This is a genomic window from Actinoplanes sp. NPDC021490, assembly GCF_055562135.1.
On sequence record NZ_JBVHFW010000009.1, the window covers coordinates 36,536 to 51,712 of the forward strand.

Below are 15,177 nucleotides of genomic sequence, written 5' to 3' on the forward strand. Positions count from 1 at the left end.
CGGAGTCGCTCAACCGCCCACGGCGGAGGGCTCTCGCCTGGCGACCCCAAGCCAGCCGGTGGCCCCAAGCCGGCCTGCGGCCCCAAGACAGCCGGTCGCCTCAAGCCGCCCTGCGGCCCCAAGGCAGCCGATGGCCTAGCCGCCCTGCGGCCTCAAGCCAGCCGGCGGCCTCAAGCCGCCCTGCGGCCCCAAGCCGGCCGGTGGTTTCAGCCCCGGGCGATGCGCTCCAGGGCAGCCGCAGTGGTGAGCTCCCACCGGTGTTCCGGGTGGCCGATGTAGTGCCGCAGGGCGACCAACGCCAACGACGGATCCGCCGCCAACCAGCGACCACTCACGGTTTCCGGGGCGGACATCGAACGCCCCAGGTAGTCGCGCGAGCGGGTGTCCGGCGATCCGATGAAGCCGATCGTGATGCCGGGCCCGCGATCCCAGGAGGCGGTGGCCGAGGTGACAGCGATCCACGGCACGAAGTGCGTGAACGTCAGCCCTCGGTGGTGCACGCCGTCGGGGCCGATCACCAGCTCGCCCGGCACGAGCCGCAGCATTACGAGCAGGAACAGCAACATCGGCAGGGCGAGGATTGTGAACAGGGCCGCGGTCAGCCACGAGCCGGCGGACGCGGCGGCCACGGCGTATAAGGCGGCCGCGGCGGCGGTCATGGCCAGCGTCGCGGTGACCAGGTAGGTGGCTCCGGCGGCGTAGCGGAAGATCAAGCCCGCGGCCGTACGGCGTACGCCTGTGGTGTCTGGACGGCGCCGGGCGCCGCGGTAACCGAACAAGCACAGCGCGGCGACGTGGGCCAGGAAAAGTGCGGCGGCGCCGAAGAAGACTGCCTGCCCGGCGTCGTCGTAGAGCAGCTGCCAGACGGAACCGGCCGCGGACAAGAGGGCTAGCGCGCCGAGATAGAGAACTCCGAACAGCAGGCGGCGGGGGCGGCGATGCCCGGTCCATTCGGCCGGCCACGTCGAGGTGTAAGGCAGCGTCTCCATAAGTGACCGCAGTGTAGGACCCGCCGGGAAGTTGACTTTGATTCCGGCCGATGACAACGTTGTAAACGATTGAGGTTCATCGTGGTCTGTGAGGTCCAAGTGCCCAAGAAAAGTCCCGCGCTGGTGGTCGCCCTCCTGGTCGTGACGCTTCCCTCCCCCGCTCAGGCGCATCGGCCGTCGACCGAGGTGACCTCGGGCCACGCCCGCTTCGAGGTGCTGTCGCCGACGCTGATCCGCACGGAGTACGCGCCGGACGGCCGGTTCACCGACGCCGCCACGTTCAACGTGATCGGGCGCGACGAGTTCGGGGCCGTGCGCTTCACCAAACGTACGGACAAGGGCTGGCTGACCATCGACACCGGAGCGCTCACGCTGCGCTACAAGGTGAACTCGGGCCCGTTCACGGCGAGCAACCTCGACATCAAGCTGCGCAGCGGCCGCCAGACGGTCACCGCGGCGCCGTGGGCCGGGCACTACCCGCCGGAGTGCGCGGCGGGGCAGCTGTGCGAGGCCGAATCGCTCGACCTGCGTGGGCCGGGGGTGGCGACCGACCACATCGGATACACGGGCAAGGGGTTCGCGGCCGGTTTCGGTGGCACCGGTGACACGCTGGCGTTCACGGCGACGGCGGGCGGCCGGCTCGACCTCGCCGTCCGCTATGCCAACAGCACCGGCGGGGACGGGCAGAACACCACGCGGACGCTGACCGTCGCGGTCGACGGCACGACCCGTACGCTCTCGCTCCCGCCCACGGCGAACTGGGACACCTGGGCCGTGGCCACCGTGCCGCTCGACCTGCCCGCGGGCCGGCACGAGATCAGCGTCGTCCGGACGGCCACCGACTCCGGCAACGTGAACATCGACAGCCTGGCCCTGGTCGAGCCGGGCGCCGCCTATCCCGCTCCGGCGCCGCCCGCGCCCCGCCCGTGCGCCTTCGGCTCGGTGTGCGAGGCCGACGAGGGCACCCTGACCGGCGGGGCGAAGTCCGCGGCCGACCACAACGGCTACTCCGGCGACGGCTTCCTGGCCGGCCTGGAACGTTCCGGGGCGTCGAGCAGCATCACCGTGACCGGGGTGCCCGCGCGCGGCACCTATCGGCTGCAGCTTCGCTACGCCAACGGCAAGGCCGGCGCGCAAGCGGCCCGGACCCGCACGATGACCGTCAACGGCCGGACCGTGTCGCTCGCGCCGACCAGCGGGTGGGATTACTGGCGTACGGTGCAAACGCCCGTCGCCCTGGAGGCCGGCACCAACACGGTGGTCCTCGGGTGCCCGGCCGACGACAGTTGCAATGTCAACGTGGACACGGTCGCCGTGACCCGCCCGGGCTCGCCGCTGCTGGCCCCGCACGCCCCGCTCGGCGGCTACCGGCGCGGGCTCGACGGCGTCAACGGCGCGGCGCTGACCGAGCCGGGCCTCCTCTACCAGGACGGCTGGACGCTGCTCGACGATTCCGCCTCCGCGCTCTACAAGCCCGGGGCCGGCAAGGACAAGCTCGGAGCGGGCAAGGACAAGCCCGCAGACGGCAAGGACAAGCCCGGCACCGGCAAGGTCACTCCCCGGACGAGCAAGGGCCAGGACGGATACGTCTTCGCCTACGGCCAGGACTACCGGCGCGCCCTGCGCGAGCTAGCCACACTCACCGGCCCGACAAAGCTGCTCCCGCGGTGGGCGTACGGGGTCTGGTATTCGGAGTACTTCGATCGCACCGCCGCCGAGTTCCAGCAGATCGTGGCCCGGTTCCGCGCCGAGAAGGTGCCGCTGGACGTGCTGGTCGTGGACACCGATGTCAAGGCGCCGGACAAGTGGAACGGCTGGTCGCTCGACCCCGCTCGCATTCCCGACCCCCAGGCGTTCTTCGACTGGATCAAGGCCGAGGGGCTGCACACCAGCCTGAACGTGCACCCCAGCATCCTCGGCTCCGACCCGCGGTTCGCCCGCACACAGGCCACGGCCAAGGGCAAGCTGCAGCGCACCGGCTGCAACAGCGGCGCCGACTGCTACACGTTCGACTTCGGCGATCCCGACCAGCTCGCCGCCTACTTCCAGCTGCACACCGAGATGGCGCCCAAGGGCACGGACTTCTGGTGGCTGGACTGGTGCTGCGACAGCTCCCGCTCCTCGCTCGAAGGCGTGACACCGGACGCATGGATCAACCAGCAGTACGCCCAGCGGGACGGCTTCGCGTTCTCCCGGGCCTACGGGTCGCTGCAGGCCGGCGGCTACGGCAGCCCGACCGCCGTGCCGACCGGGCCGTGGGCCGACAAGCGGACCACCCTGCATTTCACCGGTGACACGGTGTCGACCTGGGAGTCGCTGGAGTTCCAGGTCGGCTACACGCCGGGCGAGTCGGCCGCGACCGGGCTGGCCGCGATCAGCCATGACATCGGTGGACACACCGGCGGCCTGTCGACCCGGCCCGGCGCCGAGCCCGGCAGCACCCAGCTCCCCGACGACCTGTACGCCCGGTGGGTCCAGCTCGGAACGTTCCAGCCGATCGACCGGCTGCACTCCAACCACAGCGACCGTCTGCCGTGGCAGTACGGCCCGGCCGCGAACGCCTCGGCCAAGAAGTTCCTGCAACTGCGGGCCAAGCTGCAGCCGTACGTCTATCGCGCGGCGCAGGAGGCGACCCGCACCGGCACGCCGATCACCCGCCCGATGTACCTGGCCTATCCGTCGGAGCCGGAGGCGTACGCGACCGCGGGTTCGCAGTATCTGTTGGGCCCCGACCTGCTGGTCGCCCCGGTCACCACGCCCGGCACGACCGCCACCACCACGGTCTGGTTCCCGCCGGGCAGCAGGTGGACCGACTACTTCACCGGCCGGGTCTACCGCGGCGGGACGACCCAGCAGGTCACCTCGACGCTCGACACCATGCCGGTGTTCCGGAGGTCGTAAGGATGAGGGCCCCCGGATTCGCGGCAGTCGATTAGGCTGCCGTCGTGTCCGGTGGGCCCGAAGTTCTCCTCGACCCCGGCGCGGCCTACCCCGAGTTCGCCCCGGCGCGGGCCGCGATGCAGGCGCACGACTGGCCGGCCGTGCGCCGGCTGCTCGACGCCACCCCGCCCGGGTTGCGCAGCGGCATCATCCACACCTGCGGCGAAGAGCAGGAGGAGCCGGATTTCCTGGCCGGGGTGCTGAGCCTCGACCCGGCCGACACGACGGCGGGCGCGATGCTCGGAGCCCACCTGATCACCACGGGCTGGCGGATCCGCACCGACGCCGCGGCCGAGCAGGTCACCCGCCGCCAGTTCGCCAAGTTCCACGAGTGGCTGCGCCGGGCCGAGGCCGTGCTGCTCGAGGCGTCGGCCGTCAATCCGCGCGACCCGGCCGTGTGGCACGAGCTGCTGCTCTCCGGCCGCGGCCTGCAGGTGGGCCAGAGCGAGGTGCGCCGCCGCTACGACCGGTGCGCGCTGGCCGACCCGCACCACCTGCCGGCCCAGCAGTCCATGGTGCAGCAGCTGTGCCCGAAGTGGGGCGGCTCGTGGGAGCAAGCGCACGCGTTCGCCCGCGAGGCGATGCTGGCCGCGCCGCCCGGGTTCCCGCAGGCCGCGCTGGTGGCCGACGCGCACATCGAACAGGGGTTCGCGGGCACGAAGCAGGAGCTGCTGGTGGCCGGGGCCATCACCCGGCATCTGCGCCAGGAACCCGTACGGGCGGAGCTCTATGACGCCGCCCACCGGTCGGTCTGGAGCCCGGAGTTCCGGCGCTGGTACGGCTGGGAGTGGGCGGCCAGCTCGTTCGCGATGGTGTTCAGCCTGCTCGGCGACAACCGCGGCGCCCAGCATCTGTTCGGCCTGCTCGGCAACGTCGGCACCAAGCAGCCCTGGCAATATCTGGGCATGCCGGCCTGGCAGATCCGCAAGCACCGCAAGCGGGCGGGCGCCTGGCGATGATCCGGCACACCGAGGTCGACGGGATCCCGGCGGTGATCGGGGACGGGGACGGGCCGATGCGGGCCGGGCTGGTGTTCCGGGTCGGGCAGGCCGACGAGACCCTGCCCCGCAGCGGCATCACGCATCTGATCGAGCATCTCGTCCTGCACCCGCTCGGTCACGGCGACTACCACCACAACGGTTCCACCGCCGCCGCCTTCACGTCGTTCCACGTGCAGGGCACCGAGCCCGAGGTGGCCCGGTTCCTGACGCTCGTGTGCGACTCGCTGGCCGCGCCGCCGCTGTCCCGGCTCGAGGCGGAGAAGGGCATCCTGCGTACGGAGGCGGCCGGGCATGGCACCGGTGTCGCGGGCTCGCTGGCGGTGTGGCGGCACGGCGCGAGCGGCTTCGGCCTGCCCGGGATGCCCGAGTGGGGCCTGCACGCGATCACCGCCGGCGACGTGCGGCACTGGACGGGCCGCTATTTCACCCGGGACAACGCGGTTCTGTGGGTGGCGGGCGGCGACGTGCCGGCCGGGCTGCGGTTGCGACTTCCTTCCGGCGTACGGGAACCCTTGCCCCCGGCGTCGTCGGTCCTGCCCGTGCTGCCGGCGTCCTACCCCGGTTCGGCCGACGCGGTGGCCTGGGACGCCGTGGTGGCCGAGAGCGACGCCGCTCCCGTGTTCACCGGCGCGCTCGAACGCGTGATGTACCGCGAGCTGCGCCACGACACCGGGCTGTCCTACACCGTACGCACGGACTACAGCCCCCGCGGCGACGGGCAGGCGGTGATCACGGCGCTGGCCGACGCGCTGCCCGAGAAGCAGGACGCCGTGCTGGGCGGGTTCACGCAGGTGCTGCGGGCCGTACGGGCCGGGCGGATCGAACCGGAGGACGTGACCGGCGTGGTCGCCCGGCGGCTCGAGGCGCTGCGGCACCCCGGCGTCGACGTGGCCCGGCTGCCCTGGCTGGCCCGCGAGGTGCTGACCGGTCGCCCGCTGCGCACCACCGCCGAGCTGGCGGACGGGCTGGCCGCGGTGACCGTGGCCGACGTCGTGGCCTGCGGGCGGGCGGCCGAGCGGACCGGCCTGCTGATGACTCCCCCGCACGCGCACGGCGGGTACACCCTCAGCGACTATCCGGCCGCCGAGACCGGTCCCGCCCCGGTGGCCGGGGCCTCCTATCGCGCGCTGGCCGGGCATCCGGAAACTGTCCTGGCCGGGCCGGAGGGCATCACCGTGGTGGAGCGTTCCGCTTCCGCCACCGTACGGCTGGACGCCTGCGCCGCCGTCCTGTCCTGGCCCGACGGCCGTCGCCTGTTCGTCGGGCTGGACGCCACCACCGTGTCGCTCGAGCCGACCCTCTATCGCCGGGGCGCCGACGCCGTCCGGGCCCTCGACCCGCACATCCCGCCCCACCTGCGCATTCCCATGCCGGCCCGCGACCCGGAGGCCATCCCGAAGCCCCGCCGCGCCCGAGCCTCCCCGCAGAGCCGCCGTCACCGGCTGATCGCCGTGCTGTGGGCGCTGCTGGCGCTGGGCTGCTTCGCGGCCACGGTCTACGTGCTGAGTGACTCCCGCGACGGCGAGAGCCGACAGGCCGCCCTCGGTGGCCTGCTGGCCGGCGGCCTGTTCGTCTACATGGCCGTCCGCGAGCTCCACCGAATTAGATTGTGACGTTAAGTACTTGCCCGGACAGGCGTGGAACCGGGTCCCGGGCGGTAGAACTCGTAGAGTGCCCGACCTCAGTCCCCGCCGCCGCGCCCTCGTGCTGGCCATCTGCTGTCTGAGCCTGTTCATCGTCGGGCTCGACAACACCATCGTGAACATCGCGCTGCCGGCGTTGCGGACCGACCTGGACACGTCGGTGGCCGGTCTGCAGTGGGTGATCGACGCGTACACGCTCGTGCTGGCCAGCCTGCTGATCCTGGCCGGGAGCACCGCCGACCGGGTGGGCCGCCGCCGCACCTTCCAGACCGGGCTGGCCCTGTTCACCGTGGGTTCCCTGCTGTGCAGCGTCGCCCCGGGCCTGGGCTGGCTGATCGCGTTCCGGATGGTGCAGGCGGTCGGCGGCTCGATGCTCAACCCGGTAGCCATGTCGATCATCACCAACACGTTCACCGAGCCGCGCGAGCGGGCCCGGGCGATCGGCGTGTGGGGCGGCGTGGTCGGCCTCAGCATGGCTCTCGGACCGCTGGTCGGCGGCGTGCTGGTCGAGTCGCTGGGCTGGCGGTCGATCTTCTGGCTCAACGTGCCGGTCGGCATCGCCGCCATCGCGCTGACCGCCCTGTTCGTGCCCGAGTCGCGGGCGCCGAAACCGCGCCGCATCGACCCGCTGGGCCAGGCCCTCGTGCTTATCCTGCTGGCCTCGGTCACGTACGGGATCATCGAAGGCCCCGGCGCGGGCTGGGGCTCGGCCGAGATCGTCGGTTGTTTCGTGCTGGGCGCGGCGGCGCTGGCCGGCCTGCTGGTCTACGAGCCCCGGCGCAACGAACCGCTGCTCGACCTGCGCTTCTTCCGCAGCGTCCCGTTCAGCGGGGCGACCGTGATCGCGGTGTCGGCGTTCGGCGCCCTGGCCGGTTTCCTGTTCCTCAACACCCTCTACCTGCAGGACGTACGCGGCCTGTCCGCCCTGCACGCCGGCCTCTACACCCTGCCGATGGCCGCCATGACCGCCCTCTTCGCGCCGATCTCGGGCCGGCTCGTCGGCACCCGGGGGGCCCGGCTTCCCCTGATCCTGGCCGGCGCCGCGATGACGCTGGCCATGCTGCCGCTCACCCGCCTGACCGCGACCACGCCGGTGGCCCTGCTGATCGGCTGCTACCTGCTCTTCGGCATCGGCTTCGGCCTGGTCAACGCGCCCATCACCAACACCGCGGTGTCGGGCATGCCGCGCGCCCAGGCCGGGGTGGCGGCGGCCATCGCGTCGACGTCGCGTCAGGTGGGTGGTTCGCTGGGCGTGGCCGTGATCGGGGCCGCGGTGGTCTCCGGCCTGACCGGCCCGATGGCGGCCGAGTTCGCCCGGGCCAGCCACACCGGGTGGTGGATCATCGTCGGCTGCGGCCTGGCCGTCCTGGTGCTGGGCGTGCTCACCACGGGCAGCCGGGCCCGCGCCACGGCCGAGCGCACCTCGTCCGAGCTGATCGACGTCCCAGCGCCGGCCTGACCAGAGCCGGGCACAAGGCCCGCAGCCCGGCACGAGCACCGCAGCCGGCCCAAGAGCCGCAGCCCGGCCCAAGGGCCGCAGCCCGGACGAGGGCCGCAGCCCGGGCGAGGGCCGGCGCCGGACACGAGCCCGGCGCCGGCAAACGGGGACGGACGACCGGGTCAGACCGGCATTCCGCTGATCATCGCCTGCCAGGTGAGCGGCCCCACGATGCCGTCGACCGGGAACGGCGTCACATCCTCCGCGATCACCTTCTGGTACGCGCGTACGGCGGCCTCGGTCTTGGGCCCGAACTCGCCGTCGACATCGAGGGTCTTGGCCGGCGGCCGGAACCGCATTTCCTCCTGCGCCCCCCGCACCGCCTCCCCCTTGCTGTTGCGCCGGACCGTGACCAGCAGGGCCGGCCACGTCTTCGGTCCCACGACGCCGTCCACCGCCAGCTTCTTCTCCTTCTGGAAGGCGCGCACCGCCGCGTCGGTGGCCGGCCCGAACACGCCGTCGGCCCCGACCTGGTGTTTGTGGGCCCGCAGCAGGTGCTGGAGGGTCTTCACCGGGTGGTTCCGGGCGTTCTTGCGGATCTCGGGGAACGGCCGCAGCGCCGGCTGGTTCTCGCGGGCGACCGACACGAAGCCGACCCCGCGCACGTTGACGCCGGGCAGCTCCAGCATGTTGAGGTCGCCGTCGCGGGTACGCCCGCTGGTGTCGACGATCCGGACGCCCGCCGTGGCCGTCAGCCCGGCCGTCTTCAGCGCGAACGCCTGGGTGACGCCGATCGAGTCGCCCAGGCTCACCCACTTCCCGCCCGGACCGAGCGCCTCGAGCCGATAGCTGCGCGGTTCCGGGGAGTCGGCGACGAACACGGTCACGTCGTCCCGGCCCTGCGCCTTGATCACCTTGCCCGAGACGCCCAGGGCGAGCTTGCCGTTGGCGCCCAGCGCGACGAAGCGGTCGGGGTCGCGGCGCACCATCGTGCCCAGCGCGTTCCTGGGGTCGGGGTGGCTGTTCAACCGGGTCACCGGTCCGGGGGCGAAGTCGATCACCGTGTCGGGGAAGACCAGCGTGTCGAACGAGTTGAACTTGACCGGGTTGACCACCACCGTGTCGGCGAAGTCGAAGCCGATGGACGGGCTCTTGCTGACCTTCGGGTCGAACGTGACGATCGTCGTGTAGGTGCCGTCGAGCGGGCTCACGATGTCGCCGAGGGTGCCGTCCTTGACCACCACGTCGAAGCTGGGCGACACGTCCGGGTCGACCAGCAGCACGTTGCCGAACTGGTCGCGCGGGATGACCGTCACGGCGGCCTGTCCGGGCGCCAGCTCGACCATGGAGACCTGGGTGAACGCGGGGTCGGGCCGGACCAGCACGAACGTCTCGAGCTTGGCCTCCCGGCGGAAACTGACACCGTCGCTGGTGACCCCGACCGCGGTCACATAGAACGTGTACTTCTCGGGCACCGAGGTCTGGCCGACCGTCGCCCGATAGGTTCCGTCGCTTCGCCGGTCCGTCATCGCCAGCGTCTGCGGGGCCGGGCCGCCCGGGAAGGTGAGCCCGGCGATCTGCGCGCCGCGTTGCTTGATCAGCCGCGGGCCGGCGTCCTTGCCGCGGAGTTCGTCACGGGCGCGGGCCAGCGCGTCCTCGGGCACCCTCAGGGCGGCCAGCCAGTTCGTGAACGACTGGTCGGGGCGGGTGTTGGACAGGAACACGTTGGCGTCGCGCACCGGCAGCCCGCGGGCGGTCAGCCGGGCGGCGACGGTGATCGGGTCGCCCGCGTAGTAGGTGTCGCGGTCGGTGGACAGCTCCAGGCGCAGCGTGGACTCGACGACCGTGTCGTAGACGTAGTCCTCGAACTGGAAGACGTCGCGCTCCGGGTCGGCGACGTTGATGATGATTTCCGGGTGGGTGATCACGTAGGTCCACGTGCCGGCCTGGCCGGGCAGGAAACCGGGGTCGACCAGGTAGGTCTGTGAGCGGTCACCGGCCCGGAAGGTGACCCCTGGGAACCTGCCGGCCTGCACGTCCTCGGGGGTGAGCCGCTTCTGCCCGGCGGTGATCAGTTCGAGGCGCAGGCGGCCGAAGTCGGGGGTGTTCCAGTTCAGCACGAAGGCGGCCCGGGTGTCGTACGGGGTGATGACCACGTCGTGCCGGGCCTCGCGCTGGCTGGTGATGACGAACCGGGCCGCCGGGTCCAGCGGCGAGGTGGCGCCGGTCAGCCCCGACTTGATGGTGTCGCGCAGTTGCAGGGCGAGGGTGGAGGCGGTGACGAACTCGGTGTCGACCTGCCGGATCTGGCCGAGCAGAGACGCGTCGGCCAGCTCCTTGAGCAGCCCGTGGTCGACGTCGCTGTGGCCGTCGATCCCGTACGCCACCGCGAACAGGCTGATGTTGCGGTCGATCGGCGAGTTGCCGGCGGTGGTGAACTCGCGCGGGTTGTGCGTGCCGGAGTTGTGCGCGCCGTCGCTCATCAGGATCAGCCAGCGCCGGTTGTCGGTCTGCGGGCCGAAGTAGCCGGCCGGCCCGAGCACCCGGAACAGACCGTCGCCCATCGGCGTGCTGTTGAAGGGTTCGACGGCCGAGATCGCCGTCTGGGCGGTGCTCATCGCCGGGGTGATGGGGGTCATCGGCACGAGGTCGAAGGTCGACGGGTTGGCCGGGTCGGGGGCCGGGAAGCGGGCGATGCCGAACCGGCCGCGCCCGGCGGCGAAGTGGGCCAGCAGGTCGAGGAAGTTGTTGGCGGCCGATTCGAGCTCACCCCAGCGCGAGATCGGCGAGTTGGCGGGCAGGTTGTCGCCGAGCGCGTCCCAGGCCATGCTGCCGGAGTCGTCGAGCAGCAGCACGACCTCCAGCTCCTGGGCTTTCGCGGTCACCTTGAGCTGCTGGTTGTGGGCGGGGAAGACGCCCGCGGTGGTGTCCGGCGGGTTGCACTTGACGGTCATCGTGGCCGACTGCTGCACGGGCCCCGAGCTGGGCGGGGTGTAGCGAACGACCAGATCCTTGACGCTGCCCGGCGCGACCGTGAACGGCAGCGCGGTGCGCAGTTCGAGCGGGGCGGCCGGCGCCGGGTCGACCGCGGTGACCGTCAGCGGGGCCGTGCCGCGGTTCGTCACCTGCACGCTCTGCTCGATCTTGAGGTCGGTGGAGCCGGTCCGGTTGATCAGCGAGCTGATCGGCAGCAGGCCGGGCGCGACCGAGATCCACGGCTGGGCGGTCTCGGCCACGGTCGTCGCCACCACCCACGTGAACTCCTGGTCGTTGACCGTGTCGTTGTTGCGGATGACCAGCTCCCAGGTCTCGCTGGTGTCCGCGTCGAAGCCCATCCGGATCTGCCAGACCCCGGTCGCCTCATTGAGCGTGACGAGCTGCACGTCGCCGACGTAGTCGACCGGGTCGGGACCGCGGTAGACGGCCCTCGCCGTGGCCGTGGCCACCACGGCGTCGCCCAGCCCGGTGCGCAGGGACAGGGTGGGAGCCGGGCCGGGACCGTTCATCGCCACCCGGATGAACATCATCTTCACGTACGAGTTGGCGATCACCGCCGGCCCGGTGCGCTGGGTGATGGTGCTGGACTGCTCGGAGCCCTTGGCCACCTCGAGCGGGTCGGTCGGCGGGTTGCCGGGCGCGTGCGGATAGACCTCGAATGTCATGGCTGGTCTCCTTGTGACCTCAACCGGTGACGGTGAACTTGGTGCTCGACTGTGCGGTGCCGCCCGGCGTCTCGACGCTGATGGTCACCTGCTGCGGGGGTGACGCCACGATCGGCACCTTGACCTTGATCTGGCCGGGGGTGACCGAGGTGACCCCGGCCGGGGGAACGGGGACGGCGCCGAACCGGACGGTCAGCGGCGCGAAGCCGAAGTTGCTGCCGTTGAGGGTGATCTCCTCGTCGCGGTTGCCCTGCTTGGGCGTGAACTGCGGGCCGGCGCCGGCGAACGCGGGCGCCGGGACGGCCTGGGTGGCGACGAACTGGTCGTCGCTGTCCACGCTGCCGGCCTCGGTCGTCACCGTGATCGCCACTGTCCGCGAGGTGCTGCCCACGGGCACGACGCCGGGCGGGACGCGCACCTTCGCCTGCCGGGCGGTGCGGTCGGCGACGTCCGGGGCGGGCACGCCGCCGAAGCTGACCGCGAACCCGTCCACGTTGAAGTTCGCGCCGCGCAGGGTGACCTGGGTCTGCCGGTCGCCCGTGTCCGGATCGAACTGGGCGCCGGGCGGGGCGAAGGCGGGCACCGGCAGGACGGTGAACGCGGCGGTGGTGGAGGTGCGCCCGGCCGCGTTCTCGACGCTGATCAGAACCTGCGCGGCCACGCCCTCGGTGGCGACCCCGCGCGGCACCCGCGCGGTGATCCGGGTGGCCGACTCGACCGTCACCCGGGCCGCCGGGACGTCGGAGAACAACACCTGGACCGCGCCGACGTTGAAGTTCGTCCCGAAGATCAGCACCTCCTCGCCGGGCGAGCCGAGCTTCGGCGTGAACTGCGGCGTGACGAAGGCCGGCAGCAGCGCCGTCTCCACCCGTCGCAACCGGCGCTCCAGATCCGAAACGGTCAGCCCGCCTTGCCGCCGGTCGCTGATCATGGCGGCGGTGACGGCCGGGTTGCCGTGCGGGCGGGTCAGCCGGGCCAGCACGTGGAGGTTGTGCCCGGGCGGGGCCGGCGGCAGACCGGCGCCCTCGGCCACCCGGACGACCCAGGCCGGCCGCAGCCGCACCGAGGTCTGCACGCCGACGTCGGTGGTGTTGCGCAGCGTCCGGTCGGTGCCCGAGTCGACCTCCTCCAGGAACACGTCGAGATAGACGGTGTCGATCCGCGGGTCGGGTTGCGGGGCCTCCGGCGTGGTCAAGTCGTCCACTCCGGTCTGGGCCCCGTAGCGGACCGGCTGGTCGATCACCACCTCGATGCCCGCGACCAGGTAGCGGCCCGGCCCGGCCTGCGGACCGGCCGAGATCAGGAAGTCCTGTTCGGCCGGGAGCGCCTGTACGGCGAAACCGCCGGTCCCGGCCGGGGAGCCGTCGCCGATGTAGCGGGTGACGATCTCGCGGACGGTCTGCGCGACCAGGTCGTGCATGAGGTTGAGGTCGCGGTCCAGGATCGGCACGCCCTGCTCGATGTGCAGGCCGATGTATCCCAGCTCCCGGCTCGCCGCGAGCAGCCGCTCCGGCGTGATCGAGTAATCGGCCATCTCCACGCTCCTACGGGGTGATCAGGACCGTCCGGGCCGTCGCCGGCAGGAAGTCGGGCAGAGCGCCGGCCAGCCGGTCCACGGCGGCCCGGATCTCGCCGGGGTCGGTGACGGCGGGCCGGGCGGCCTGCGGCTCCAGGAAGACGCCGGCCACGTGGCGGGCGATCCGGCGGTCGCTGCCGCCGCGTCCGGCCCGGGCGTCGTGCAGATAGGTCTGGAAGTCGTCGTAGGTGCCGCGCAGCGCGAGCTTGGCCTCCCACCGGGTGTCCACAGTCGAGCTTCCGGCGTTCCGGTTGTCGAGCACGCCGCGGTTCGAGCGGTACAGCACCAGCGACCCACCGCCGGGCAGACCGGCCAGGGCCACACCGCGGTTCCCGTACGGGCCGGGAACGACCGTCCGTGGCGGCGTCCACGTGTTCCCGGCCGGATCCACCGTCGCCGCCACGATGGCCGGGCCGCCGCCGGCCGCGGTGCTCCAGAGCAGCTCGACACCGCCGGCCACGGGTCGCGCGTACGGGAACCGGTCGTGGTAGTCGCCGTCCGCTCCCTTGGGCACGGTCCGCGCCGGTGACCAGTCGCCGACGGCCGGGTCCAGGCTCTGCTTGACCCGGTAGGCGATCGTGCGGCGGGTCTGGCCGGGCGGACCGGCCGGCTCGTCACGCACCCAGAACAGCCAGAGCCGCCCGGCCGCCACCACCGCGTACGGGTCCTCGCCGGCTTCCTCGCCGGTCAGCGTGGCCGGCTCGGCGGGCTGCCAGTCCTGGCCGTCGTGCCGTTGGTAGCGGACCCGCCCGTCCTGCTGCCAGAGCAGCCAGATCCCGGTGTCGTCGGCCGCCGCGACGGGAAGCTGCCGCTCGGCCTCCCCGGCATCGCCGAAGGTGCCGGGCTCGCTCCAGACACCGCCGTCCCCGGTGACGAAGGTGATCTGCCAGCGCGGCTCGGGCTGCCGCGGGTCGAGGCTCTGCCAGAACACCCAGGTCCGGTCGCCCGCCCGGGCCGCGGCCGGGTGCTTGTCGATGCCGGGCCGGCTGACCAGTGGCGCGCTCGGCGCCCAGCCACCGGCCGCGGTGTGGCGCTTGGCCCAGATGTCCCAGCCGTGCCGGCGATGCGTGTGGTAGACCGCCAGCAGGCCGCCGTCGCCCGGATCCACGAGGACCGGACGGCCGTCGTACGCGAAATTGACCGAGGCCCGCGACGTCTCGCCCGGGGTGCCGTCGGCCGCGCGCGTGAGCGACCACAGGTCCAGCCGCTCGGGCTGGTTGGTGCGCGCGACGTTGTGGACGTACTCCTTGGTGCGGCTGGGCCACCGGGTCACCCGGGCGACCGTGGCGGCGAGCGCGTCCAGCCCGCCGATGGTCTGATAGACGCGCGGGGCGTGGCGGAGCTCGGCGCGCCGGGCGGCGACCGGCAGGCCGAAGTCCGTACGCCAGCCGATCCACTCGGCCAGCAGCGGCAGCAGCGCGCCGTCGACCCGCTCGACGTCGGCCAGGTCGAGCAGGGTCCGGGCCAGGCTGTACATCCGGTCGAGCTCGCCGCCGGGCAGCTCGAGATATCGGCGCAGCTGTCCCTTGTTCTCGTCCGGCGCGGCGACCGTGCCGGGCCGGGGCAGCCGCGTGGCGTCGTAGCGGTGGTAGAGCGAGGGCAGCAGGCCGAACATCAGACCGGCGAAGTCGTACGGGGCCAGGGCGGTGGCCGAGACCTGGTTGCGCGGGTCGGGCAAGTAGGTGCGCGGCTCCTCGGTGTACGGGAACAGCGTGTAGTAGTGCACGGTCTCGGCGCGGAGATCGCGGTCGGAGGCGGACGCCAGCCCCAGCCCCTCGGCGACCTTCTCTCCGTCGTCCGGATCGGCCGGGTGCCCGCCCTCGCGGCGCCGCAGCAGCACGCCCACCCCGGCCGGCGGGGCGGCCCAGCTCAGGTCGATGCGGTGGCCCTCGGGGTGGGCCACGGCGGCGATCGTCGTCAGGCGCATG

8 protein-coding genes are annotated in these 15,177 nt (G+C 72.4%); 4 read left to right on the top strand and 4 right to left on the bottom strand.

Annotated features, from left to right (window positions below; all coding sequences use genetic code 11):
- Nucleotides 1-206: 206 nt before the first annotated feature.
- Nucleotides 207-989, bottom strand: a complete 783-nt coding sequence (locus tag ACZ3I4_RS23455) for a hypothetical protein (RefSeq protein WP_465384133.1) — start codon at nucleotides 987-989, stop codon at nucleotides 207-209.
- A gap of 99 nt (nucleotides 990-1,088) precedes the next feature.
- Here ACZ3I4_RS23455 and ACZ3I4_RS23460 point away from each other — a divergent pair, with 99 nt between their 5' ends.
- From ACZ3I4_RS23460 to ACZ3I4_RS23475, 4 genes are read left to right on the top strand one after another with little or no spacing between them, the layout of a single operon-like run.
- Nucleotides 1,089-3,890, top strand: a complete 2,802-nt coding sequence (locus ACZ3I4_RS23460) for a TIM-barrel domain-containing protein (protein WP_465384134.1) — start codon at nucleotides 1,089-1,091, stop codon at nucleotides 3,888-3,890.
- A 44-nt stretch (nucleotides 3,891-3,934) separates the two neighbouring features.
- Nucleotides 3,935-4,888: a hypothetical protein gene (locus tag ACZ3I4_RS23465; RefSeq protein WP_465384135.1), complete on the top strand. Its 954-nt coding sequence runs from the start codon at nucleotides 3,935-3,937 to the stop codon at nucleotides 4,886-4,888.
- A complete protein-coding gene (locus ACZ3I4_RS23470) occupies nucleotides 4,885-6,543 on the top strand; it encodes a peptidase M16 family protein (protein ID WP_465384136.1) in 1,659 nt (552 codons plus the stop codon). Before ACZ3I4_RS23465 ends, ACZ3I4_RS23470 begins: the two co-directional genes overlap by 4 nt.
- 58 nt (nucleotides 6,544-6,601) lie before the next feature.
- The gene (locus ACZ3I4_RS23475) at nucleotides 6,602-8,032 is read left to right on the top strand and encodes an MFS transporter (protein ID WP_465384137.1); all 1,431 of its coding nucleotides are present in this window, start codon (nucleotides 6,602-6,604) and stop codon (nucleotides 8,030-8,032) included.
- A 161-nt stretch (nucleotides 8,033-8,193) separates the two neighbouring features.
- Here the strand turns inward: ACZ3I4_RS23475 and ACZ3I4_RS23480 are convergent, their stop codons facing one another.
- Genes ACZ3I4_RS23480 through ACZ3I4_RS23490 form a run of 3 tightly spaced genes read right to left on the bottom strand, consistent with a single transcriptional unit; the run spans nucleotide 8,194 to nucleotide 15,176 of the window.
- On the bottom strand, nucleotides 8,194-11,673 hold the full coding sequence (locus tag ACZ3I4_RS23480) for a peptidoglycan-binding protein (RefSeq protein ID WP_465384138.1): 3,480 nt from the start codon (nucleotides 11,671-11,673) through the stop codon (nucleotides 8,194-8,196).
- Nucleotides 11,674-11,692: 19 nt separating this feature from the next.
- Complete coding sequence (locus ACZ3I4_RS23485; RefSeq protein WP_465384139.1) at nucleotides 11,693-13,207, bottom strand: IPT/TIG domain-containing protein; 1,515 nt, start codon at nucleotides 13,205-13,207, stop codon at nucleotides 11,693-11,695.
- 10 nt (nucleotides 13,208-13,217) lie between these two features.
- Nucleotides 13,218-15,176 carry a hypothetical protein gene (locus ACZ3I4_RS23490; protein WP_465384140.1) on the bottom strand — a complete coding sequence of 653 codons (1,959 nt, stop codon included), beginning with the start codon at nucleotides 15,174-15,176 and terminating at the stop codon, nucleotides 13,218-13,220.
- Nucleotide 15,177 lies beyond the last annotated feature (1 nt).